Here is a 22,472-nt window from a genome sequence, read left to right on the forward strand (position 1 = left end):
CATGAGCGTTTCCCGGCGTAGCGTGCTGACGACAGCGGCCGGTGCCGCAGCGTCGTTCGCCGCCTCGACACCACCTGTGGCCGCGGCCGAAAGCCGGTTACCGGCGCCGACCGTGCACGTATTGCGCTCGGCGGCCGACTTCGCGGTCGAGAAACTCCGCACCGTCGCGCCGAACGTGACCGCGTTCCCGGTCGGAACCAGATTCGAGAAATGGGTCTACTCCCAGAACGGCGACTGGGTGGGCGGGTTCTGGCCCGGAATCCTGTGGATGGCATGGCTCCACAGCCAGGACGACGACTTCCGCACCTGGGCGCTGGCATCCGCACAGAAGCTGGCTCCTCGGCAGTACGACACCGGTACCCACGACCTCGGTTTCCTCTTCTACCCGTCCTGGGTCACCGCCTGGCGGCTGACCGGCGACGACGCCTGGCGCACCGGTGCCGTACAGGCGGCCGATTCACTGATCCAGCGGTACAACCCGCGCGGCCACTTCATCCGGGCATGGGGCGCACTGAACGATCAGAAGAACGCGGGCCGGGTCATCATCGACACGATGATGAACCTGGACCTGCTGGCGTTCGCGAGCCGGCAGACCGGCGACCAGAAGTACCTGGACATCGCCGTGGAACACGCGAAGACCACTCGACGGGTCTTCCCGCGCGCGGACGGATCGACCCCGCACGTCTACGACTTCGACCCGAACACCGGCACCCCGATCGGCCCGAACACCGTGCAGGGCTACAGCCCCACCTCCTGCTGGTCACGCGGACAGGCCTGGGGCCTCTACGGATTCACCACGATGTACCGACGAACCGGAAACCCCGACTTCCTGTCCACCGCCCGCACACTCGCCGACTACGCACTGGCCGCGCTGACCCCGGACCACATCCCGGTATGGGACTACCGAGCACCCCAACAGCCCCACGACATCAAGGATGCCTCGGCCGGCGCGATCATGGCCTGCGGCCTCCTCGACCTCTCCACGGCCACCGGCACGCCGTCCTACCGCGACGCGGCGCTACGCCTGCTCACCGCCCTGTCCCAGACCTGCCTGACGACGAAGTCGACCCGCGCCGACGCGACCGTGGCCCGCTGCACCCGCAACCGGCCCGCCGAGGACGGGATCGAGATCTCCCTTCCCTACGCCGACTACTACCTCCTGGAAGGCATTCTGCGCGTACTGCGGCCGCAGGACATCGACCGAGCCATCGACCTGTCCACGCTCTGAGCACAGCACTAGGTTGGCTGGAGCACGGGGGAGAAAAGTCCGAGCCTGCCCCTGCACCGGGGGCGGCTGACAGAAGGGGGCCGGAGTGACGCGGAAACTGAACGGACGACTGCGCGCATGGCTGCTCGTGCTGATGCTGCTCGCCGGCGGACTGGCGGCTCTGGCACCGGTGAGCAACGGCCCGTGATGTCCGTCCGGTCGTCACGGGGACTGACGCCGGGGAGCTGAGCGGTCGAGGTGCCGAGAGGCTGTCGATATCCTCGCGGGCGTGATCTACGAGGGAACGGCGGGCATGGCCGAGGGCGCCCCGACAACAGCTCGGCTGGGGGAGGTGCTGAACCGTGCCGGGCACGTCGTGATCGTCGAGGGCCCGCGTGACGCGGTCGACCGCGCCGACGTGGCACGGACCGTGGTCAGCGGCGCCGAGATCGCCGACCTGGCCCGGCTGTTGGCCATCGAGGACGGCGGCACGGGCGACCGGTGCCGGTGCATGGGCTGGCCGACGATCATGGTGCACGACGTGAACGGCGAGCTGCTCGCCTGTTGGGTGCTGCACCACCAGTCCGGTCTCCGCGGGCTCGGCGACTGCGACGCCGACCTGCGGGACGGACCGGCACTCACCGAGTGGCTCGCGGAGCGAGGTCTGACCCGCTCTCGGGAGGTCCAGTCGGAGCTGGCCGCACAAGAGGCCGAAGCCGACCGGCGCCGGACGCGCTGGGTCCTGGCCGCGCCCGCCGGGCTGTCCGACGCGGCCGCGGACGTGGCACAGCCGCCGGGGCGCGACCACATGGCCTGGTCGCGCCGGCTTCAAGAGGCCAAGGACCGGCTCGCCGCTCTCAGCCGACAGCACTACCCCGACGGGATCGAGCGGATCCGTGTCCTCCTGGCCTGGGCCGGAATTCCCTCCAGGGAGTCCACCGGCGCCCTTCAGTGGTACGACATGGCCGTGCAGGAGCAACTCCTGGGCGAGGATCCCGCCCTCGTCCTCGCCGCGGCGGCCACGCGGCCTTCGAGCCCGGACCGGCTCGACGGGGCGGCGGAACTCTTCGGCTCCACCAAGTGGACCGAAGCACACGGGAGGGGACTGCCCAAACCGCTGAGGTCGATGCTGAGCGAGCACATCCAGGCAGACGGCACCGACGCCATGAGGTTCCGGATGAGCCACGGCTACTACGGGGCCAAACGAACCGTGTGAAGGTGCCTCCGGTCAGCCGGAAGCCGCCGCGTCATCCCTCCTCGCGCCGCAGCCGCCGCAGGGCTTCCTGTACGGCGGGGTCCCCGTCGGTAGCGCTCCGGGACAGCCAGCGGGCGACGGCGTCGCGGTCGGAGGAGGGCGTCTCCGATGGCGCGGTGGCCCCGAGCGTTACGCCCGCGGAGGGGGACGCCGCCCCGGCCGCCCGCCGCAACCAGCCCTCGGCCTCCGCCATACGGCCCGTCTGCTTGAGCAGGGTCGCCAGGTTGAGCATGCCCGTGGGGTCACCCGTCTCCGCGGCCCCGCGGAACGATTGCTCGGCCTGCTGAACCTCGCCGCGCCCGTAGTGGCAGACGCCCAGGCTCGTCATGGCCGGGCCGCTGCCGGCCGCGGCGGCCTTGCGCCAGCACTCCTCGGCCTCGCCCATCCGTTCCCGCTGCCGCATCAGGTTGCCGAGGTTGTTCCAGCCGTCGCCGACCTCGCCCAGTTCGATCGCCCGGCGACAGCACCGCTCGGCCTCGTCGAGCCTGCCGAGCTGCCGCAGGCTCACGCCGAGATTCAGCCAGGCGTCGGTGCACCCGGCCTCGGCGGCCAGACGGTAGTAGCGCTCGGCGCCCTGATGATCGCCGCGTCCGGCGTACCAGTGGCCCAGCGCGTACTGGGCCTCCGCGCTCCCCGCGTCGGAGGCCGCCTCGAAGTACGGTTCCGCCCGCTCCATGTCATGGCGGTCGCGGTGGACCTCGGCCCGGTACAGCAGCGCCGTCGGGTCACCACTTCGGGCGGCGGCGGCGAACCACTCCTCCGCCCCGGCCAGGTCCCCGGCCTGCGCGGCGAGAGCCCCCACCGTCAGCTGGTGCTCCGGCGCCATGTCGTCGTCCGGGCTGAGGACTTCCTTGAGCACGGGCCAGTTGTCGGGGGACAGGCTCAGCCCGTCCGGTATGTCTCCGACACCCGCTTTCGCGGTCTCGGCTGCGGCGGTGAACCAGGCCTCGGCCTCGATGGCGATGGGCGCGACGAGGCACAGCACCCGTGGATCGCCGTACCGGTGCTCTCCCAGGTTCTGCCGGATCTCCTCCCAGTCGGCGGGGGAGAGGCCGCCGCCGCGCTCCGCGGCACGGCCCTTCTCGGCGTCGGTGGTGGGAGTTCCGGCCGGTCGAGGTGGCCGGTCGAACGGGACGGTGCTGCGGGCCCACACCTGTAACAGCGAGATCCGGGCGTCCACCGGCCCCTGGGCGGTCTCGGCCGTACGCAGCCAGCGGACGGCCTGTACGGCGTTCTGCCGGTCCCAGTGGAGCGTGGCCAGGGCGGCCGGCGCCAGCGGATCCCCGGCGTCCGCCGCCTTCTCCAGCCAGTGCACCGCCTCGTCGGTCCGGCCCAGGTCACCGAGGCCGATGCCGTAGACGGCCATGGCCTGCGGGCTGCCCGCCTCCGCGGCCTCGCGGGCGAGTTCCTCGGAGATGGCGTGGTCGTACTGGTAGGCGCTCTGGACCGCCTGGTCCCGGGATCTGGCCCCGCCGTTCCTCTTCCACATCCTCATCCGCTGCCCCTCCCCGTATCTGCGTTCACATGCCTACATGGACATGGGCGGCCCAGAACCACGGGCTGTCCCGGTACAGATCGCGCACGGTGCGTACAGCGGTGTGAAGGGCCTGAGCCGAGCGTTCCGCCACCGGCCGGGGCGCCCCCAGAGCCGCGTACGTCTTCTCGGCCAGGTCAAGGGCGACCGCGTCGTCGGTCTCCCACAGTGTGCCCACGACATGGCGATATCCGGCGAGTTGGAGCGCGCTGGCCAGATGGAGCGCCTCGTCGGCGAGGGCGGCTCCGGTGCCTGCGGTGCCGCATGCGGACAGATAGGCCAGCTCCGCGCCGGGCAGGTCGAGCCGGGAGATGTCGGCGACCGTCAGGCGTCGGTCGGCCGGATCGTGGACCACCAGGTGACTGCGGGACGGACTGTCCGGTTCGGTCACACCGTGCCCGCAGAAGTGCAGCCAGCCGTGGTGCCCGATCTCCTCCAGCACACGGCTGCGGGTGGCGTCCGTGCCGCCCAGGACCCGCGCTCCGGCCACGGTCCGCGCCAGCAGGGCCGCCTCCTCGGCCGCCCGTTCCAGGCTGTCTGCTCCCGGTACTTCGGGGACGGAGACGACCAGAAAGCCGCTGGGCGCGGTGCGGCGCGGGAGCAGGCGTGTGCGACCGTTGCCCCCCTGCGAGCGGCGGCGGGAGTGGTCTGCTCGGCCGCGGGTGTGCGCAAGGGCTCGTACGGTGGGGGTGTACGACGAGACGGCCCGGTCGAGGACCGTACGCGGCACCGGTCGGCCGATCTCGCGGTGATACCCCGCCGCCTGCAGCGGCAAGAGGGTGAGCGGTCCCGTGGGTACCCACCACAGCCGCTGCGGCGTGGGATGTGCGGATACGCCGTCGATTCCGAGCGCGTCGAGGACCGGCCCCGCCACGGTGTCCCAGAGCCGGCGCAGGACCAGGTCGAGGACGTCCTGGCGGTCGGGATCCTCCAGGAAGTCACGCTCCGGGTCAGTGAATCCCCGCAGAGCGGTGAGGAACGCCTCGACGTGTTGCCGGACACCGTCGAGGGTCAGCTCCGGCAGCGGCACCACGCGCAGCCCGCCCCGGGTGAGCAGCAGGGCGTCGCAGCGGAAGCGGCTCACGTTGACCACCACGACGGGACCGGCGTCCGCCTGCGTCAACAGGTCCGACACCGGAGGCGGTTGAAGGAAGTGCCGCAACCCCGGCCGGGTGGTGCGGATCTCGGTGAGCAGGTCGTACCACTGTCCGGCGAGGACGTGCCGGGTGTCCGCGGCGGTGGCGCCGTCCGTGAGGCGGTCCGCGGTGGCGGGAGCGGGGGTGTCCAGCGCGGTGCGCAGCGCGAGCAGCCGTTCGGCCGTGTGCGGGTCCTGCCGGGCGAGTTCGGACATGTCGTCACGGCCCTGGAGCCCGCGCCCGAGCAACACCCCACGGCCCAGCTCCAGCAGGGCCAGCGCGCGTTCCGGGTCGCCGGCGGCCACGTGGCAGGCCGCGGCGTCGCAGGCCAGTCCGGAGAGCGCGGTCAGGGTGTGCTCGGTGTCGGTGTCGGTGAGGTTCCGCGGGGTGAGGACGGGCAGGAGCGCCACGGCGTCCTCGTAGGCGTGTGCCGCCTGGTGTACGTCGCCGGCGGCCATGGCCAGGTTGGCCCAGTGCGTCAGGGACCACAGCCGGACGCGTGGCGTCGCCGCCGGGTGGACGGCCGCGGCACGGTGGCACTGAAGGGCTTCCTCAAGCTGCCGCGTGGGCACACCGCCGAGCGTCGTGCCGGTCCGTAAGAGCCTCGCGGTCAACAACCTGCCGCGCAGATACAGCAGTTGGGCCTGATCGGCGTGAGCGTCCGGCACGGCGGCGAGGGCCTCGTCGAGCAGTGTCCCCGCGCGGGCGGCGACCGCCGGCGAGCCTCCCTGGACGCAGATCTGCGTCAGGGCGTCGGCGAGGCTGCCGAGGAGGCGGGGTCGTGCGGGGTCCTCGGACGGCAGTCCGGCCAGTGCCTGTTCGTAGGCCGCGATCCTCTCCTCGCCGGTCGTGGCGTTGCCGAGGCCGAGGCGGATCATGCCGAACCCGGGGTGGCCGGGCACGGAGGCCGCAGCCGCCTCCCGCCCCAGCCGCTGAGCCTCCTGGAGATCCGCCGGCTCGCCCAGCCGCTCGTGGCGCAGCCGCAGCGCGATACCGAGATTGTGCAGGCAACCGGCCCAATTCGGGTCCACCTCAGCCCCGTTGGGGCCGGAGGCGGCCGCTCGACGATCGTCCTCGGCCGCCGCCACGGCCACGCGCCCGAACCGCACCGCCTCCTCCAGGTCGCCCAGCGCGTTGGTCCGCTCGTACCGCAGCCGCAACGCCACCCCCAGGGTCGTGGCGAGCGCGCCGCGGTCGGGATGTCCGCTGCCGTGAGCCACTTCGGCCTCGCGGAGCACCAGGATCGCCTCGTCCAGCTGCGCCGGGTCGCCCTGGGCCTCGTAGCGCAGACGCAGGATGCTGCCCAGACGCCGCAGTGCCGAGGCCCGCTGCGGCAGCAGTGCCCTGGGCGCCGCGCTCACCGTCGCACGGGCCGCCGCCTCCGCCTGTGCCAGCAACTCCACATCGCCGTGTGAATTCACCGCCGCCTGCTCCAACAGGGCCGCGCGGCGGTCCAGTTCGACCAGCCGAGCCCAGGTCTCCTCGACGGGCTCGTCCGGCCGGTCGTCCACGGCCTCCTCGTCGCCCCCCGGGCCCGCCAGGCCCCGCAGGGCTTCCGCGATGGCGAGCGCCTCGGCCGCCGCCTCACCCGTGAGCAGCATGGACCGCGCCCGGTACAGCCCGGCCACGGCGCCGACGGCCTGTGGATCGCGGGCGGGATCGGCGACACAGGACATCAACTCCCGCGCCTGCCGCACCGCTTCGGGCGCCAGCACCGCGTCCCGGTCCATCGTGGCGGCGAACAGGCTCAGCCGCGCCAGCAGCGCCCGGGTGAGTTCGTCACGCAACTGCAGCGCCATTGCCCCCGCTTCCCGTCAGCCGAGCGCGTGCCAGTACGGTACGGCCACACACGGGGGAACGAAAGCGCTGTCGATCGAGGACGGACCGGGTGAATGCGGGGGACTCAACGGTGATGAACGACCGACAGGCCCAGCAAGTCGCCTGGATCTGCGAGCGGGTCGACGATATGCGTGCGGTGGCGGCCCGGAAGGGTGTGCGTGAGGAACTGGAGCGCATCCTGGGGGAGTTGGCTGGATCCGCCGCCGATGTGCCGACGCTGCTGGGTCAGACCGCCGAGCTACTGCGCCGGTGCGGTGTCCCGGGGGCTCTACGAGGGCCTGTCCCTGCCCTTGCGGATGCAGAAGGAGGCCACCCTCTCGAGGAGTTCTACTTCTGCCCACGCCAGGAGGACGGTTGCACCCGTCTGGTCCATGCTTTCAACATCCCTGACGGAACCGACGCGCCGTCGTGTCGTGTCACTGGACTGCCGTTGCGGCTGAGGAGGTTCTGATCCGTGGACGCCTTTCTCACCACCCTGGGCGGGAAGTTGGCGGACACCTGGGTTTCGGTGCTGGTCCTGCCCGGTCTGCTCTATGTGTCCGTGGCCGCCGCCGGTTCCGTCCTGGGACACCGAGACGCCTTCGACGTCGGTCTTCTGACGGACCGACTGGACGACATGGCCGGCAGCCCCGCCGCGCACTCCAACGGGACGATCGTCGTCGCCGCCGCCTTCGTTGTGGCCGCCGCGGCGGGCGCGAGCATGCTGGCCTCGTTCCTCGGCGGTGCCGTCGAGCGGCTGTGGCTGGGGGAGTGGCCCGCACCCCTGGACCGGGCCGCGGCTCCGCTCACGCGGTGGCGCTCTCGCCGCTGGACCCAGGCCCAGGACCGCTATCACAGCGCCGTACGCAGCCGCGCCGCCGCAGCGGACGTACCCGACGAACTCGACCCCGACCGGACCCCGCCCGCCGAAGCGGACACGATCGCCCTGAACGAAGCACGCAACCGCATCTCCCTCGCCCCGCCCCGGCGCCCCACGTGGATGGGGGACCGGCTCACGGCCGTCGACCACCGGGTGTTCGACGCCTACCGGATCGATCTGTCCTCCGCGTGGCCGCGTCTGTGGCTGCTGCTGCCCCAGACACCTCGGACGGACCTGACGACGGCGCGGGACGCCTTCAGCTCCGCCGCGCGTCGCGCCGGCTGGGCTCTGCTGTATCTCGCCGTGGCCCCGTGGTGGTGGCCCGCGGCGCTGGTCGCGGCGGTGACATCGGTGAGTGCCTGGCGCGGCGGCCGGGACGCGGCGGACACGTTCGCCGAACTCGTCGAGTCGGCGGTCGACCTGCACGCACGCAGGCTCGCCACCGCGCTCGGTGTCAGCAACGGGAGAAGCGCGCGGCTGACGCACGAGGCGGGCCGGGAGATCACCCGCCTGCTGCGCAAGAAGACGTGACTGATTCTCCGGCGTCGACACGTGGATCACAGTGTTGTGTGACAGCTTCCGCCGCACAGGAGAAACATTGGTAGAATCGACACAGTGTTCCGTGCGCCGCCCACTCCCCCGATGAGTGGCGCCCGGGACCATGCTCAGCCGCCCGCCCAGGCCTCCCGGGGCCCGGCGCGCGGAACGTGGAGTCAGGAAGCCTGCGCGCGGTACAGGCCGCGCCCGGCCCGGCGGACACGCGACGTGCCGACGAGGCGATCGAGCGTGCTGCGGACCGCGTTGATGCTTCCGCTGTCGGAGTCCCGCCCGAGAGCCGCCGCGACATCACGGGCCCGCACATCGACATCACCGACCGCGGCGAAGTACTCCATGATCTGCTCGGTGAGCTGGCCGTACTGCTTCTGCCCGTCCGGGTCGGCGGCGTCGGCAGCGGGACGTCCCGCACTCTTGCCACTTCGAGCCTTGCGAGCCTTCGGCGAGGCGGACGGCGTTGTGGCAGGTGTTGTGGTGTCCGGAGTGCCCGGCGAGGGAACGGCGGCGGATTTCTGCGAGGCGGTCGCGACCGAGGCCTGACCGCGCTCCCCGGCAGCCGGATCCCGCATCAGTGACTCAAAGGTGCTCAGAGTGCGCTGCACGGACGCGAGGTGCGCCACGACCGCGGCCAATTCCCTTTCCAGCGCCTGCTTCTGAAGCTCCAGCCGGGCCAGTTCCGCTTGCAGCCCCTCGGCCGTGACCTCGATGTCATGCGCCACGTGGGTTACGGAGACCATGTGTTCCTCTCATCCTCACCCTCGGTGCCGCGCCCCGGCTCACCTGCGGTGCCGCTTGGTCCGGACGCGGGTACGGGTACCTTCGACATCATAGGCAGTAGCCCAAGCGGAACCAATGATTGCCACTGTTCGCGGCTGACGCAATGGGTGTGGATGCGGTATGCGCACACTGGCTTCGAGGCCGGCGGCCTCGGTCAGGAAGTCGCTCGAGCTGCACGGAGACCGGCTGCGAGGCGGGAGCGTGAATCGAGGAACGCGGCGATCTTGCCAGGGCTGAACACCCACATCAACTGGTGGATGCCTTCCTTCGAGGCGGCCATCGTCATGAACGCCACGGGGCGGTCGTCCCGGTAGACCATCACACCCGCGCGGCCGTTGGCGTCGACGAACCTGGGCTCGGCGTCCTGCCAGAGCCTGGGATAGGTCACCATCTTCGCCACCCGAGCACGGCCCAGCACAGGGATCCGCGCGCAGCCCCGCACACCGTTGCCGTCGGAGAGGCTGACGGTGTCGGGGGTGAGAAGGGCCTCCAGTGACGCCACGTCCCCGGTCTGAGCCGCTGAGACGAAGACGCTGAGCAGGCGTCGATGCTCGGAGGTGTCCACGCTCTCGCGCTGCTCCTCCGACAGGTGCTTGCGAGCGCGGCTGACGATCTTCCGCACGTTGACGAGGCTGAGTTGAAGGATCTCGGCGATCTCGGGATAGCCGTAGTCGAACGCCTCGCGCAGCACGTACGCGGCCCGCTCGGTGGGACTCAGCCTCTCCAGCACCAGCAGAAGCGCCAGCTCCAGTGCCTCGGCGCGCTGGGCTCCCACCTCGGGGTCCGAGCTCGTGTCGACGGGCTCGGGCAGCCAGGGGCCGATGTAGGTCTCCCGGCGTACCCGCGCCGACTGCGCGATGTTGATGGCCAGGCGGGTCGCGGTGCTGGAGAGGAAGGCCACCGGGCTGTTCACCACGGAGCGGTCCGTCTTCTGCCAGCGCAACCAGACTTCCTGCACCACGTCCTCTGCCTCGGCCGCGCTGCCGAGCACTCGGTAGGCGATGCCGAAGAGACGTGCTCTGTGCTGCACGAAGACCGAGAGAGCCTCTTCGAGGTCACCTGCCGTGGGGGACGGTTCGCAATGCATGATCCCGCTGTCTCCGTTCCGGCGGTGGCGGCTGACTGTCGGCGCGCCTGCCTTCATAGACCGGGGTGATCATGCGTCTGTGACAGGACCGGAAAGAGAAATTTCGGTCGGTGGCCGCGGGACGCGACGACGGCACACGGACACACGGTGTCGACGTGGAACCGCCGGCGTCGGCGTCAGGTGCCAGGGGTACGGGGCTGGTTCCAGGAGCGGAGCTTGTCGGGGTTGAGGACGACCCAGACCTGGGCGATGTGATGGTCGGCGATGTCGAGGGTGATGACCGCGGCGACGTGGCGGTCGTAGCGGGCGACCAGGCCGGTACGGCCGTTGACGGACTGAGGGGTCACCGTGGTGCGCGGCCGGTGGGCCAGCAGGGTCAGCAGACTGCGGGCGACCTGCCGGCCGCCGTGCACCGGCCTGCCCGACGCCCGTACCTTGCCGCCGCCGTCGAAGAACGCCGTGACATCCGGCGCCAGCAGAGACGCCAGCAGCTCCGCGTCCTGCGCCGCACAGGCCCGCTCGACCCCGCGGACCAGAGCGTCCTGTTCCTCCGCGGACACGGGATGCGAACGCCGGTGCCGCAGACAGTCACGAGCTCGTTCGGCGAGTTCGGCGCACTCCGGCTCCGAGCGCCCCACGATGTCGGCCACCGCGGCCGGCCGCATCCCGAAGACGTCGTTGAGCACGAACGCCGCCCGCTCGGCAGGCGACAGCGTCCCCAGCGCGTCCAGCAGAATCCCGCTGACCTTCGCCGCCAGACCTGCCACCGGCCCGTCGGCGTCCTGCGCGGCGCCCCCACCCCGATCGGTGAGTGCGAGTCGCCCCAGACAACTGCGGCCCGCGGTCCTTGCCAGCCAGGACCGGGGCCGGACAACCTCCTGGCGGGCCGCCTCCGAGAGCCCGTACCACCGCCGGTAGGCCTCATCCACCACGCACTCGGCCTCACCGGCGCTGCCCAGCATCCAGTAGGCCACGTCCAGCAGATACCGACGCTCTTCCAGCAGTTCCGCGATCGGCATCGCGTCCGCGTCCTCCATACCCCACCTCACTTCACGCCTCACTCCGTTAGACCGGCCAGACGCGCATCTCGTGACATGGGGTTCCTCGACGGCCTGCCGCGCCGCACCACCGCCCCGCTGGGGCTTTGCGTCGCCGCGAATACCACCGTGTGTGTCACACCTTCACAGGGTGTTCTGTCATAGAGGTGAAACCCAGTGCAACGACCTGCCGAACCGACCGTGCGCCTGGCCATCAACGTGGTGCAGTCCGCCTGGCGGCGCCGCGAGTCGTGCAGCAGCCCCTGGCTTCTGGACCTGGTCGACGGCCACGCGAGCCCGGAGGCGGTGGCCGAGCAGCAGGACGCCGTGGAGCGAGCGGTCCTGCTGCTGATGGAGACCCTCACACCCACGCAGCGTGCCGCCTACCTGCTGCGCGAGGGGTTCGGCCACCCGTATGTCCGGATCTCCGAACTGCTGGGCCTGAGCGTCGCCAATACCAGGCAGCAGGTGTCACGCGCCCAGCAGCGCCTGGCTGCCGACCGCCGCCGGCAGCCGGTGGATTCGGTCGCGCACCGCAGGCTCGTCCAGGCGTTCTTCGGGGCGGCCCGGTCCGGTGACGTCGAGCGCCTGGGGAGGGTTCTCGCCACGGACGCCGGTCGGCTACCCGCGGGTCGCTGACAGGGCGGCGGTGACCGCTTGCATGCGTTCCCTGACGTCCGCGAGTTCTCGGCGGATCGCGTGCATACGAGTTTCCAGCTCCGCCGCTTCCGCGGTCAGCGATACGACGGCGGTCGCGATATCGGTGGGGCAATCAGTGGCTTGATTCATCGTTTCGCTTCCCTCAGGAATTCTCCTGATGCGAAATTCCGCCGGTCATGAAACCAGGAATCCGGATCCATTCCCCGCTGCCGGAGACATCAGGTGGCCCCCGTCGCCGGCGGGGGCCACCTGTGGCGGCTACTTCTGCTGCGCGAGCCAGTCGGCGAACCGGGTTTCGGCGACGGTCGCGTCGGGACCCGGCAGAAGCGTGTCCTCCTGCAACTCGGCGCCCCAGTACGTCGCCTGCGGGTCCGTGACGATCTTGCGGGGATCGTCGTGGGCGGCGAGTCCCATACGGATGAACTCCTCGAGCTCGAACGCCTCGGGACCGGCCACCTCGACCACGCCGTTGACCGGGGAACCGACCGCGGTACGGCCGACGGCCGCGGCCACGTCGTCGGAGACGATCGGCTGGATCTTCGCGGCGGGCAGGCGCACGGTGTCGCCCTCGGTGACCCCGTCCGCGAGCCCCTTCGCGAACTCGAAGAACTGGGTGGCATGGACGATGGAGTAGGCGATACCGGACGCCTTGATCAGCTCTTCCTGGGCCAGCTTGGCGCGGAAGTACCCGCTCCCCTGAAGCCGCTCGGTCCCGACCACGGACAGTGCGACGTGGTGTGTCACACCGGCCTCGGCCTCCGCCTTGAGGACGTTCGTCGTGGAGGTGCGGAAGAAGTCCATGACGGCCTCGTCCTCGAAGGAGGGCGAGTTGGACACGTCCACGACGACCGACGCACCCTTGAGGACCTCGGCCAGGCCCTCGCCCGTCAGGGTGTTGACACCGGTGTCGGGGCGCCGCCGCGACCGCCTCGTGGCCGTGCTCGTTGAGCTTGCCGACCAGCTTCGAGCCGATGAGCCCGGTGCCACCGATCACTACGACCTTCATAACGGATTCCTCTCGTGGGTTCACATCGTCTTATTCGGTCTGCACTAGAAGAGACCGGGCAGCACCGCTGTGTGTGACAGCGGGCCCGAAAGAATCGGCAAGATTCTCATTCGGCAAGCTTTCCCTCGGTCGAGACCTCTTCCATCAGGGAGGAGATCTCGTCAGGAACGGCCGGAATGCTCTCGCGGGTGACACCGGTCGTCGGCGACCACACGAGATTGACCTGCAGAGCGGGATCCAGGTCGGGATGGTCGCTGCGGTTGTGACAGCCGCGCGTCTCACGACGCTCCAGCGCCGATTCGAGGGTGGCCCGGGCGGCCAGGGCGGCGGACCGCAGATCGAAGGCGTGCGCGAGGTCCTGGAAACCGGCGATGTCCGGGTGTACGCCGACGTCCTGCATCCGCTTCTCGATCACCGAGAGCTCCGCGAGTCCCGCGCGCAGGCCCTCCTCGTCACGGACCACACCGGCATGCTCGGTCATCGTGTTCCGGATGGCCCGCTGCAGCGCTCGGACGTTCTCCGGGCCGTCCGCGGCGAGAAGGCCGTCCACCTCGGCACGGGCCCCGGCGATGGCCGACGCCGACCGCGGCTGTGCGGTCAGCGACTGCGAGTAGGCGGCGGCCGCCTGCCCGGTGAGCCGGCCGAAGACCAGCAGCTCGATGAGACTGTTCCCGCCGAGACGATTGGCGCCGTGCAGCCCGCTCGACGCCTCACCGATGGCATACAGGCCCCGCACATCGGTGCTGTGGTCCTCCGGACGCACCCACACTCCGCCCATCGAGTAGTGCGCGGTGGGCGCGATCTCGATCGGTTCCCGGGTGATGTCCAGCATCTGCAGCTCGAGCAGCGTCTGGTAGACCCGGGGCAGCCGCGTCATGATCGTCTGCCGTGGCAGGTGGGAGACGTCGAGCCACACGCCTCCGTTGGGCGTCCCTCGCCCCTCCTTGATCTCGGTGTACGAGGCCAGGGCCACGCGGTCGCGGGTGGACAGCTCCATGCGGTCGGCGTCGTAGCGGGCCATGAACCGTTCCCCGAGCGCATTGCGCAGCACTCCGCCCTCACCCCAGGCGGCCTCGCTGACCAGCGTGCCGGCCGCGTTCTCCGGCTCGATGATCCCGGACGGATGGAACTGCACCAGCTCGGCGTCGCGCAACCGGGCACCGGCCTCCACGGCCAGACGGAAGGAGTCGCCCGTGTTCTCGTCGCGCCGCGAGGAGGTACGCCGCCAGATACGCGTGTGGCCGCCCGCGGCCAGAATGACCGCGTCCGCGTGGATCAGGCAGCGCCGGCCGCTCGTGAGATCGAAGCCGTAGGCGCCGAAAACCGCACCGTCGTGCACCAGCAGCCGGGTGATGTAGACACCGTCGAGCACCGGTACCCTCAGCTGCTCCGCACGCCTGATCAGCGTGCGCTGGATCTCCAGCCCGGTGTAGTCGCCGGCGAAGGCCGTGCGCCGGAACTTGTGCGCGCCGAAGAACCGTTGGGAGATCCGGCCGTCCTCCTCCCTGGCGAAGGCCATGCCATAGCGCTCCAGGTCGTCGATGCCGCGGGCCGCGCCCTGGGTGACGATCTCGACGGTGCGCGGGTCGGCCAGCAGATAGCTCTCCTTGAGCGTGTCGGCGGCGTGCTGCTGCCAGCTGTCCTCGGGATCCATGGTGGACAGGGCGGCGTTGATCCCTCCGGCGGCGAGCGCCGTGTGGGCGTCCTCCTTGGCGCGCTTGCCGACCGCGAGGACGTCGACACCGGCTTCGGCCAGTTCGATCGCCGCTCGCAGCCCGGCTCCGCCGGTGCCGATCACCAGCACCATGGTGGAAAGATGTTGTTCGGTGAGAGCCACGGTCTTCTCCGATCGCCAAGGTTGTCACTCACTACGACCGGACCATCGGGGTTTCTGTGACACCGTTCCGGCGTCAGGGCAGGACGCGGTCCAGGGGTACGTCAGGGTCGGACAGGAGCGCGTCGTCGAGGTCCGCCCCCGAGACGATGAGGTCCCGGATCGGATCGATCACGTCCCACACGTTGACGCTCATCCCCGCCAGCACCCGGCTTCCCGCCATCCAGAACGCGATGAACTGTCGCTTTGCCGGCTCACCGCGGAAGACGACACGGTCGTAGCCACCGGGTTCGACGTATCCCGTGTACTCCATTCCGAGGTCGTACTGATCTGTGTAGAAGTACGGCAACCGGTCGTAGACGGCGTCCTCGCCGAGCATGCCGAGCGCCGCCACACGCGGCTGGTTGAGCGCGTTGGCCCAGTGCTCGACGCGCAGATGCCGGCCGAGCAGCGGGTGGTAGGCGTTGGCGACGTCACCCGCGGCGTAGACATCTGCGACGGAAGTGTGCAGGTGGGCGTCGGTCACGATGCCGTTGCGCACGTCCACGCCGGCCTCCTGGGCGAGTTCGACGTTGGGGGTGATACCGACCCCGACGACCACCGCGTCCGCCTCCAGATGCCTGCCGTCGCCCAGCCGGACTCCGCTCACCCGGCCGTCCGTTCCGGTGAGGGCCTCGACCTGTACGTCGGGCAGCAGCTGGACGCCGTGTTCGACATGGAGGGCGGCGAACACCTCCGCGGCCTCCCGGCCCAGCACCTTCAGCAGGGGCAGCTCGGAGTGCATGAGCACCGTCACGTCGGCACCGGCCGTGCGTGCGGCCGCGGCCGTCTCCAGACCGATCCACCCCGCACCGATCACAACGATCTTCGCACCTGCGGTGAAGGCGGACTTGAGCCGCTCACTGTCGCCCACCCGGCGCAGATACAGAACGTTGTCGAGGTCCGCCCCCGGAACCGACAGCCGACGCGGTGACGAACCGGTGGCCAGCAGGAGCTTGGCGTAGGAAACCCGATGGCCGTCGTCCAGCTCCACCTGCCGCGCCCGCACGTCGACCGCACGCGCTCTCGTCCCCAGCAGCAGCTCGACCTCGTGCTCGCGGTACCAGTCGTCCGGGTGCACGAAGATCGAATCGCGCTCCTCCTTGCCCAGCAGATACCCCTTGGACAGCGGCGGCCGGATGTAGGGCTTCTCCCGCTCGTCGCCGATGATGACGAGCGGACCGCTGTGGCCCCGCTCCCGCAGTGCCTCTGCCGCCTTGCCCGCGGCGAGACCGCCACCGACGATCACGAATGCGTTCACAGTGTTCCTCGTCTCGGATGTCGCATGCGGCGAGTCATGTCGGAAGGGACACCCTTCAGACCGCACAACCCCTCATCCTGTGACAACACCGGCCACAGCCTGCGGAAAACACGCGGGATGTCACACCCGCACGAGCACCTCGGTCATACCTCCAGCCGGACCATGGAGGAGAAGATGACGTACGTCATTGCGGAGCCCTGCGAGCCGGTCTGCCCGGTCGAGGCCATCTTCCACGAGGACGACATCCCACAACGCTGGGCGCGCTACGCGGCCATCAACGCGGAGTACTTCGAGCCGGCCTCGACAGGACAGGAGAGGCCGCCGACGTCGACCTGTGGTTTCCCTCCTGAGGAACTAGGAAGCCAGCGTGATGGTGGTCGGTGTGCCGTGCCAGGCCATCCGCGCGTACGGGCACAGCGAATCCGCCTTCTCCAGAAGGGGAGCGGCGATCTCGGGATCGATGCCCGGCCACTTGACCACCAGGTCGACATGGAGCAGGTAACCTCCGTCCTCCGGATCCCGCCCGAACGCGACGGTCGCGTCGACCGAGATCAGGACGGGGTCGAGCGCGGCCTGCCGTGCCACCAGACTCAGTGCGCCGTGGAAGCAGGCGGCGAACCCGGCCGCGAACAACTGCTCGGGATTCGTCCCCTGACCGTCGCCGCCCAGTTCGGCAGGCATACGCAGGTCCAGATCCAGAACACCGTCGTCCGAGCGCGCCTTCCCGGAGGCCCGCCCATGAGCCGCCGCCCCACCGCTCACCGTCACGGTCGTGGTGTAGATGGGGGCGAAGGACTCGCCCTGGAAATCCTTGTCCGTGGACAGGTCGGGCAACCGGATGTGGTCGTTCATCGTTGGTGATCCGCCTTCGCGTCATGGAGAACCCCAGGTTCCGGACAACGAGTTGACCGGCAAGGCACCCGACTTGTGACGCGAGACCGGGCACCCCGGTACGGAAGCGACGGCCGGGCTGCCTCAGGCCTTCAGGGAGGCAACGTAACGTGCCAGCTTCTCCGGGTTCATGACCCACATGATGCGTTCGATGCCGCGCGTCGACGCCTCGACGGACAACAGCGCCACCGCGTCGCCGCCGGACGAGACGAGGATGGCCGGCCTGCCGTTCGCCTCGACCCGGCGCACCTCGGTCCCAGGCCAGAACCGGGGCGCGAAGGCGGCGAGATACCGGGAGACATGCAGCCGTCCGACGACCGGAATCCGGGATGCCCCACGCACCCCGCCACCGTCGGTGTAACTGACGACGTCCTCGGTGAGAACGTCCTCAAGGACCTTCAGATCGCCGCCCTGTGCCGCGGAGAGGAACACCTCCAGCAGCCGCTGGTGGGCGGTCGGACTCACCTGCTCCCTGCGTTCCGCCCGCAGCCGTTTACGGGACCGGCTGACCAACTGGCGCGTGTTGGCTTCACTCGTCTCCAGCATGTCCGCGATCTGCGGATACGGATACTCGAAGGCCTCCCTCAGCACGTACGCGGCGCGCTCCACCGGGTTGAGCTTCTCCAGAAGGAGCAGCACCGCCAGATCGAGCGCCTCCGCCCGCTCCGCACCCAACTGCGGATCCGCACTGGTGTCGACCGGCTCCGGCAACCACGGTCCGACATGGGACTCGCGGCGCTTGCGCGCGGACTGGGCGAGGTTGATCGCAAGACGGGAGGTGACCGTGGCCAGAAAGGCGGTCGAATCGAGGACCTCGGCGCGGTCGGTGTTCTGCCAGCGCAGCCACGCGTCCTGGACGATGTCCTCGGCCTCCGCGACACTCCCGAGCACCCGATAGGCGATGCCGAAGAGCCGGGGACGCACCGCGATGAACTCCCGGGTTGCCTGGTCGAGAGAGTCTGCGTCACCGGCGCGCATAGGAGTCCTCCAGAAGTGGATCACCCATGCTACAAGCCGGCGCGTCGAGTGCGTCGGCGACCACGTCACGCATGTCGCCCCGCGCGGTGACGGTGACGTCCGTCCTTCACAACATCTAGGACCAGGGCTCGTGCCAATGTTGTGAAATCAACACGTCGGTTGGTGTCACAGATCCCCTTGGAGTCCGGTCATCACTGTGGAAGGGCCATGGGAGCCATGGCACGGTGGACCTACGGAGGTGCAGCACAGTGCCGAACAAGGACTCAGCTCACGGGACCGGCCTGCGGTCAAGGTCGGAGGGGTGGAAGACGGCGGCGAAGATGCTGCAGGACGCCGCACCGATCTCCGTCCCCGAGGGCGCCTCGGCGATGACCATCGAGGTCGAGTGGGAGCCGGGAGACCCGGGAACCCCGCCGCACCGGCACTCGGGACCGGCGTTCGGGTACGTCATCGAGGGCGCGGTCCGTTTCGAGCTCGAGGGCGAACCCGAGCGCGTGGTCGAGGCCGGCGGGACGTTCTGGGAACCGGGCGGCGACGCGATCCACTACCAGGACGGCAACGCGCTGCCCGATGCCCGGACCCGGTTCGTGGTGACGATGATGTGCGCGCCGGGCAAGCCCATGCTCGAACTGGTCGATGAGCAGGAACTGGCCCGACGGGCCCACCGGCGCGCGCCGCGTCCCGCCGCCTGACCGGCCGTACTGCTCCTGAACAGCCGAGAGTCGTCGTTCCCGGTCCCGGAGACCGGGAACGACGACTCTCGGCTATTCCACGAAATAGGAGTCGTGCTTGTCGAAGAACTTGGCGCGCTCTTCATCCGTGGCATCGGCCAGTTGCGACACCTGCTCGAAGTACTCCTCACGCGGTGCGCCCGGCGTGAAGAGCAGCAGCATTTCGGCCGGGGCGTCGGAGTCGTTGCGGAAGGCGTGCAGTCCTCCCTGCGGCACGTGCAGGAAGTCGCCCTTGCGGGCATCGATCCACCGCGCTCCGTCGTAGAGACATACGGTGCCGTCGAGTATGTAGAAGGACTCCGAGATGGTCTTGTGGAAGTGCGTCCTGGGCCCGCCGGCCTTCGCCCTCATCTCCACGCGATAGAGCCCGAACTCTCCTTGAGTGGTGGCGGTGGTCGCCAGATAGTGGACGGCGTCCTTGCCGGCTTCACCGAGATCCGGCGGAGTGTCCGCGGGACGGAAATCAGCACTGACCTCGCCGCCGCTACCCCAGTACACCTGTTCCGGATAGGACATCTTCACCATCTCCTCTGTGCGTCGGACGGGCAGGAACGGCGGCCGTGGCCGGTCCGTCCCTTCATCGGCTGAACAACTCGAAGACCACGGCAGGCTTCCCGCCGAACCGTGCACGGGATGCGCCGGTGCTCTCCGTCAGAAAGCGGCGCACGTACGTCTCCGGGTCCTCGTCGGTCAAAGCCTCGATGTAGGCGCGGTGTTGGAGCAGCGACGACACCGCATGCTCCAGGCCCCGGTCCGCCCGCACCGCATGGGTGGGGTCGGGGGAGTTGGCCACGGCGACCCAGCGCACACCGTTCCAGGGCGGGAGCTCCCGCTCGGTCAGCTCCGGGAAGATCCAGCGATTGCCCGCGTCGGCTGCCGCGTCGAGGACCGCGCGTCCCACGGCCACGTGATCCGGGGTGTTCCAGGCGCCCGGCGCCCAGGTCGCCCGGTGGTTGAGGGTGATCAGTACCTCGGGGCGGTGACGGCGAATTGCGGCGGCGATGTCGCGACGCAGATCGATGCCGTACTCGATCGAGCCGTCCCGGTGGTCGAGGAACTCCACCACGGAGACGCCGACGGCGGCGGCACTGGCGCGCTGTTCCTTCTCCCGCAGGGGCGCGGCCTCGGCGGGCGGCAGGGTGTCGATGCCCGCTTCGCCGCGTGAGACGAGGACGTAGGCGACCTCACGGCCTTCCTGGACCCAGGACGCCACAGCGGCCGAGCACCCGTATTCGAGATCGTCAGGATGGGCCACGACGGCAAGCGCTCGTTGCCAGTCGGCAGGGAACGGCCGCAGGGGCGGGGGAGGTGAATCGGGCACAGTGTCTGCGGGCATGGCTTGCTTCCGTGGAGGTGTGATGGCCGGAACGGGCATACAGCGACCCGTGCTTCTGGCTTCGGAGGTCAGACGAGTTCGAGTCCGCCGTCGATCGTCAGCACCTGGCCGGTGAGGTACGGGCCCGAAGGATCGGCGATGCGCAGGATCCATGCGGCGACATCCTGGGGATCGCCGAGGCGGCCTGTGGGGATGCGGTCACGTTCGTGGCTGAGCATGGCGTCGATGGCGTCCTGCGGGAGACCGGCCGCGGACAGGACATCGGTCTCGGTGGGGCCGGGCGCGATGGCGTTCACCCGTACCCCCTCCGGGGCGAGTTCGAGCGCCCAGCTCCGTGTCAGCTGCTCCAGAGCGCTCTTGGTGGCGGCGTAGTGGGCTCCTTGGGCCAGCGGGCGATGACCGTAGGTGCTGGAGACGTTGACGACGGAACCGGAGGAGTCACGCAGATACGGCAGGGCCGCGTGGGCGAGCATGCTCGGCGCCGTCACGTTGACCTCGAACAGCCTGGTGATCACCGACCGGTCGGTCTCGGCCAGCGGCATCACAGCGGTGACACCGGCGTTGTTCACGAGGACGTCGATTCGGCCCCACCACTCCACGGCGGTGGTGACGACCGTGTCCGCGGCCCCCTCCTCACAGACGTCGAGCGGCAGGACCGCGATATTGGAGTGGGCCCGGGCCGTCTCCTCCAGGGCTTCCTTACGGCGCCCCACGCCGAGGACACGCGCCCCCGACTCGGCCAGGGCCACGGCGGTGGCCCGGCCGATGCCCGACCCCGCCCCGGTGACGATGGCGACGCGGTCCATGAAGTGCTGCGGGGTGGAACTGGGCATGGGTCCTTCTCGGTTCGCAGGAGTGGGGCAGGCGTGCTGCCTGATCGGGTCGGGGACTGTCAGCCCGGTCAGCCGAACTGGCCGGGCTGATAGTCCCCGGCGGGCTGCTGGTTGATGACGTTGATGCGGTTGTAGGCGTTGATGACGGCGATGAGGGAGATGAGGGCGACGAGCTGCTCCTCGTCGAAGTGCTTGGCCGCGCGGGCCCAGGCCTCGTCGGTGACACCACCGGCGGCGTCGGCGATACGGGTGCCCTGCTCGGCCACCTCCAGCGCCGCACGCTCGGCCTCGGTGAACACGGTGGCCTCCCGCCAGGCCGCGACCAGGTGGAGTCGCTGCGCGCTCTCTCCGGCGTGCGCGGCGTCCTTGGTATGCATGTCGGTGCAGAAACCGCAGCCGTTGATCTGGCTCGCGCGGATCTTCACCAGCTCCTGGACGGTGCCGGGCAGCGTGGAGTCCGACACCACTTTGGCGGCTGTGTTGACGTGCCTCAGTACCTTGCCCGCGAGGGGGTGGCCGAAGTAGTCGAGACGCGATTCCATGGTGATCTCCTTGCCACGTTGCGGATACACACTGTTGACCATGTGACCCCACGATGTGTGACAGGAGCTTTGGTGTGACGTCCGTCTCGCGCGCGGTACGGTCCGAGAACCGGCTGTCGGTTGCCTCAGGCTGCCGCGAACGCGACCCCGGTCAGCCGCTCGGAGATCTGCCAGAGCCGCGCCGCGTCCGCCTCGCTCCGGGCCGACTTGTAGATCGCCAGCTCGGTAGGGCCGCCGGTGAACTGCCCGAAGCCGTCAGGACCGTAGAGGAGTCCGCCCTTGGCCTGGGCGCTGGTGGCCGCGTACAGCGGCGGGAGCACTCCCGCGTCGGCCGAGTGGACGAGGATGCCCCACTTGGCGAGCCGCTTCATGATCGCTTCGTGGGGTGCGGGACGGCCGCGGCCGAGGTTGGGCCCGGACGCGTACAGGTTCGTCAACGTGGTGCCGGGATGGGCGGCGTTGCTGACGATGTCCCACCCGTTCGCGGTGCTGCGGCGGTTCAGTTCCAGGGCGAACAACAGGTTGGCCAGCTTGGAGAAGTTGTAGGCACGTACCGGCGCATAGTGTCGCTCGCTCTGCAGGTCGTCCCAGTCGATCCGGCCGCTGCGTGCGGCACTGCTGGTGATGGTGGTCACGCGGGCCTGACCGGCCTGCAGCAACGGCAACAGGCGTCCGGTGAGAGCCGCGTGGCCGAGATGATTGGTGCCGAACTGCAGCTCATACCCGTCCGCCGTCGTGTGCCGGGTGGCCGGTGCCATCACTCCCGCATTGTTGATCAGCAGGTTGACCGGCCGCCCCTCCGCCAGCAGCGTCTCGGCGAAGTCGGCCACCGATGCCAGCGAAGCGAGGTCGAGAACACGGGTGGAGACCTTCGCCCCGGCCGTGCGGGCACGGATGCGCTCAAGTGCCGCGGCCCCCTTGGCCGCGTTGCGGACCGGAAGAACGACTTCGGCACCGGCACGGGCAAGCCGTTCGGCCAGCCCGAGCCCGATACCGTCGCTCGCACCGGTCACCACCGCGAGCTTTCCATGGAGATCGGGCACGCTGACTTCCTTCATCGCCTGCTCCTTGAGGG

Annotated in this window: 20 protein-coding genes and 2 pseudogenes; 7 read left to right on the forward strand and 15 right to left on the reverse strand. The window is 69.8% G+C overall.

Going from position 1 to position 22,472, the window contains the following annotated elements; genetic code table 11:
* Position 1: 1 nt before the first annotated feature.
* Both OHU89_RS44730 and OHU89_RS44735 read left to right on the forward strand, forming a co-directional pair.
* The gene (locus OHU89_RS44730) at positions 2 to 1,228 is read left to right on the forward strand and encodes a glycoside hydrolase family 88 protein (protein WP_405651401.1); all 1,227 of its coding nucleotides are present in this window, start codon (positions 2 to 4) and stop codon (positions 1,226 to 1,228) included.
* A 268-nt stretch (positions 1,229 to 1,496) separates the two neighbouring features.
* Positions 1,497 to 2,423 carry a hypothetical protein gene (locus OHU89_RS44735; RefSeq protein WP_405651404.1) on the forward strand — a complete coding sequence of 309 codons (927 nt, stop codon included), beginning with the start codon at positions 1,497 to 1,499 and terminating at the stop codon, positions 2,421 to 2,423.
* 31 nt (positions 2,424 to 2,454) lie between these two features.
* Here the strand turns inward: OHU89_RS44735 and OHU89_RS44740 are convergent, their stop codons facing one another.
* Together OHU89_RS44740 and OHU89_RS44745 are read right to left on the reverse strand one after the other, a co-directional pair.
* Positions 2,455 to 3,957 (reverse strand): tetratricopeptide repeat protein, encoded by a 1,503-nt coding sequence (locus OHU89_RS44740; RefSeq protein WP_405651407.1) that lies wholly within the window; start codon positions 3,955 to 3,957, stop codon positions 2,455 to 2,457.
* 25 nt (positions 3,958 to 3,982) lie between these two features.
* Positions 3,983 to 6,931 (reverse strand): CHAT domain-containing protein, encoded by a 2,949-nt coding sequence (locus tag OHU89_RS44745; protein WP_405651410.1) that lies wholly within the window; start codon positions 6,929 to 6,931, stop codon positions 3,983 to 3,985.
* A gap of 113 nt (positions 6,932 to 7,044) precedes the next feature.
* Between OHU89_RS44745 and OHU89_RS44750 the strand changes: the two genes are divergently transcribed.
* Both OHU89_RS44750 and OHU89_RS44755 read left to right on the forward strand, forming a co-directional pair.
* Positions 7,045 to 7,422: a hypothetical protein gene (locus OHU89_RS44750; RefSeq protein WP_405651413.1), complete on the forward strand. Its 378-nt coding sequence runs from the start codon at positions 7,045 to 7,047 to the stop codon at positions 7,420 to 7,422.
* 3 nt (positions 7,423 to 7,425) lie between these two features.
* Entirely contained in the window at positions 7,426 to 8,361 is a 936-nt protein-coding gene (locus OHU89_RS44755) for a hypothetical protein (protein ID WP_405651416.1), read from the forward strand.
* Positions 8,362 to 8,543: 182 nt separating this feature from the next.
* On the opposite strand, the gene OHU89_RS44760 is transcribed toward OHU89_RS44755, so the two are convergent.
* From OHU89_RS44760 to OHU89_RS44770, 3 genes are all read right to left on the reverse strand, one after another.
* The gene (locus OHU89_RS44760; RefSeq protein WP_405651419.1) at positions 8,544 to 9,122 is read right to left on the reverse strand and encodes a hypothetical protein; all 579 of its coding nucleotides are present in this window, start codon (positions 9,120 to 9,122) and stop codon (positions 8,544 to 8,546) included.
* Between the two features lie 194 nt (positions 9,123 to 9,316).
* Positions 9,317 to 10,249 (reverse strand): sigma-70 family RNA polymerase sigma factor, encoded by a 933-nt coding sequence (locus OHU89_RS44765; RefSeq protein ID WP_405651422.1) that lies wholly within the window; start codon positions 10,247 to 10,249, stop codon positions 9,317 to 9,319.
* Between the two features lie 176 nt (positions 10,250 to 10,425).
* Positions 10,426 to 11,286, reverse strand: coding sequence for a sigma factor-like helix-turn-helix DNA-binding protein (locus tag OHU89_RS44770; protein ID WP_405651425.1), 861 nt, complete (start codon positions 11,284 to 11,286; stop codon positions 10,426 to 10,428).
* 177 nt (positions 11,287 to 11,463) lie between these two features.
* Here OHU89_RS44770 and OHU89_RS44775 point away from each other — a divergent pair, with 177 nt between their 5' ends.
* Positions 11,464 to 11,925, forward strand: a complete 462-nt coding sequence (locus OHU89_RS44775) for a sigma factor-like helix-turn-helix DNA-binding protein (protein WP_405651428.1) — start codon at positions 11,464 to 11,466, stop codon at positions 11,923 to 11,925.
* Between the two features lie 279 nt (positions 11,926 to 12,204).
* On the opposite strand, the pseudogene OHU89_RS44780 reads toward OHU89_RS44775, so the two are convergent.
* The 3 genes and pseudogenes from OHU89_RS44780 to OHU89_RS44790 form a co-directional block, all read right to left on the reverse strand.
* A pseudogene (locus OHU89_RS44780) lies at positions 12,205 to 12,952 on the reverse strand (SDR family oxidoreductase).
* A 106-nt stretch (positions 12,953 to 13,058) separates the two neighbouring features.
* Entirely contained in the window at positions 13,059 to 14,759 is a 1,701-nt protein-coding gene (locus OHU89_RS44785) for an L-aspartate oxidase (RefSeq protein WP_405651431.1), read from the reverse strand.
* Between the two features lie 103 nt (positions 14,760 to 14,862).
* Positions 14,863 to 16,086 (reverse strand): NAD(P)/FAD-dependent oxidoreductase, encoded by a 1,224-nt coding sequence (locus tag OHU89_RS44790; RefSeq protein ID WP_405651433.1) that lies wholly within the window; start codon positions 16,084 to 16,086, stop codon positions 14,863 to 14,865.
* 198 nt (positions 16,087 to 16,284) lie between these two features.
* Here OHU89_RS44790 and OHU89_RS44795 point away from each other — a divergent pair.
* Positions 16,285 to 16,380: pseudogene (locus OHU89_RS44795) on the forward strand (ferredoxin family protein); the annotation flags it as partial.
* A gap of 60 nt (positions 16,381 to 16,440) precedes the next feature.
* Here OHU89_RS44795 and OHU89_RS44800 read toward each other — a convergent pair.
* Together OHU89_RS44800 and OHU89_RS44805 are read right to left on the reverse strand one after the other, a co-directional pair.
* Complete coding sequence (locus OHU89_RS44800) at positions 16,441 to 16,938, reverse strand: Ohr family peroxiredoxin (RefSeq protein WP_405651436.1); 498 nt, start codon at positions 16,936 to 16,938, stop codon at positions 16,441 to 16,443.
* Between the two features lie 123 nt (positions 16,939 to 17,061).
* Entirely contained in the window at positions 17,062 to 17,955 is an 894-nt protein-coding gene (locus OHU89_RS44805; protein ID WP_405651439.1) for an RNA polymerase sigma-70 factor, read from the reverse strand.
* 320 nt (positions 17,956 to 18,275) lie between these two features.
* On the opposite strand from OHU89_RS44805, the gene OHU89_RS44810 reads away from it, so the two are divergent.
* Entirely contained in the window at positions 18,276 to 18,647 is a 372-nt protein-coding gene (locus OHU89_RS44810) for a cupin domain-containing protein (RefSeq protein ID WP_405651442.1), read from the forward strand.
* 72 nt (positions 18,648 to 18,719) lie between these two features.
* Here the strand turns inward: OHU89_RS44810 and OHU89_RS44815 are convergent, their stop codons facing one another.
* The 5 genes from OHU89_RS44815 to OHU89_RS44835 form a co-directional block, all read right to left on the reverse strand.
* Positions 18,720 to 19,208 carry a cupin domain-containing protein gene (locus OHU89_RS44815; RefSeq protein ID WP_405654923.1) on the reverse strand — a complete coding sequence of 163 codons (489 nt, stop codon included), beginning with the start codon at positions 19,206 to 19,208 and terminating at the stop codon, positions 18,720 to 18,722.
* 55 nt (positions 19,209 to 19,263) lie between these two features.
* Positions 19,264 to 20,022 (reverse strand): PIG-L deacetylase family protein, encoded by a 759-nt coding sequence (locus tag OHU89_RS44820; protein WP_405651445.1) that lies wholly within the window; start codon positions 20,020 to 20,022, stop codon positions 19,264 to 19,266.
* 68 nt (positions 20,023 to 20,090) lie between these two features.
* Positions 20,091 to 20,855, reverse strand: coding sequence for an SDR family NAD(P)-dependent oxidoreductase (locus tag OHU89_RS44825; RefSeq protein ID WP_405651448.1), 765 nt, complete (start codon positions 20,853 to 20,855; stop codon positions 20,091 to 20,093).
* A gap of 68 nt (positions 20,856 to 20,923) precedes the next feature.
* Positions 20,924 to 21,397 carry a carboxymuconolactone decarboxylase family protein gene (locus OHU89_RS44830; protein ID WP_405651451.1) on the reverse strand — a complete coding sequence of 158 codons (474 nt, stop codon included), beginning with the start codon at positions 21,395 to 21,397 and terminating at the stop codon, positions 20,924 to 20,926.
* Between the two features lie 125 nt (positions 21,398 to 21,522).
* The gene (locus OHU89_RS44835) at positions 21,523 to 22,455 is read right to left on the reverse strand and encodes an SDR family oxidoreductase (RefSeq protein WP_405651454.1); all 933 of its coding nucleotides are present in this window, start codon (positions 22,453 to 22,455) and stop codon (positions 21,523 to 21,525) included.
* Positions 22,456 to 22,472: the final 17 nt, after the last annotated feature.

Source organism: Streptomyces sp. NBC_00019 (assembly GCF_045041015.1).
In the GTDB taxonomy this organism is placed as follows: Bacteria; Actinomycetota; Actinomycetes; order Streptomycetales; family Streptomycetaceae; genus Streptomyces.

Bases quoted from the DNA above. Each gene is read 5' to 3' on its own strand.
- OHU89_RS44810 (WP_405651442.1), top strand. From the start codon at position 18,276: ATGCTGCAGGACGCCGCACCGATCTCCGTCCCCGAGGGCGCCTCGGCG.
- OHU89_RS44740 (WP_405651407.1), bottom strand. From the start codon at position 3,957: ATGAGGATGTGGAAGAGGAACGGCGGGGCCAGATCCCGGGACCAGGCG.
- OHU89_RS44805 (WP_405651439.1), bottom strand. From the start codon at position 17,955: ATGCGCGCCGGTGACGCAGACTCTCTCGACCAGGCAACCCGGGAGTTC.
- OHU89_RS44835 (WP_405651454.1), bottom strand. From the start codon at position 22,455: ATGAAGGAAGTCAGCGTGCCCGATCTCCATGGAAAGCTCGCGGTGGTG.
- OHU89_RS44825 (WP_405651448.1), bottom strand. From the start codon at position 20,855: ATGCCCAGTTCCACCCCGCAGCACTTCATGGACCGCGTCGCCATCGTC.
- OHU89_RS44730 (WP_405651401.1), top strand. From the start codon at position 2: ATGAGCGTTTCCCGGCGTAGCGTGCTGACGACAGCGGCCGGTGCCGCA.
- OHU89_RS44745 (WP_405651410.1), bottom strand. From the start codon at position 6,931: ATGGCGCTGCAGTTGCGTGACGAACTCACCCGGGCGCTGCTGGCGCGG.
- OHU89_RS44830 (WP_405651451.1), bottom strand. From the start codon at position 21,397: ATGGAATCGCGTCTCGACTACTTCGGCCACCCCCTCGCGGGCAAGGTA.
- OHU89_RS44765 (WP_405651422.1), bottom strand. From the start codon at position 10,249: ATGCATTGCGAACCGTCCCCCACGGCAGGTGACCTCGAAGAGGCTCTC.
- OHU89_RS44800 (WP_405651436.1), bottom strand. From the start codon at position 16,938: ATGAACGACCACATCCGGTTGCCCGACCTGTCCACGGACAAGGATTTC.
- OHU89_RS44820 (WP_405651445.1), bottom strand. From the start codon at position 20,022: ATGCCCGCAGACACTGTGCCCGATTCACCTCCCCCGCCCCTGCGGCCG.
- OHU89_RS44785 (WP_405651431.1), bottom strand. From the start codon at position 14,759: ATGGTGCTGGTGATCGGCACCGGCGGAGCCGGGCTGCGAGCGGCGATC.
- OHU89_RS44760 (WP_405651419.1), bottom strand. From the start codon at position 9,122: ATGGTCTCCGTAACCCACGTGGCGCATGACATCGAGGTCACGGCCGAG.
- OHU89_RS44750 (WP_405651413.1), top strand. From the start codon at position 7,045: ATGAACGACCGACAGGCCCAGCAAGTCGCCTGGATCTGCGAGCGGGTC.
- OHU89_RS44770 (WP_405651425.1), bottom strand. From the start codon at position 11,286: ATGGAGGACGCGGACGCGATGCCGATCGCGGAACTGCTGGAAGAGCGT.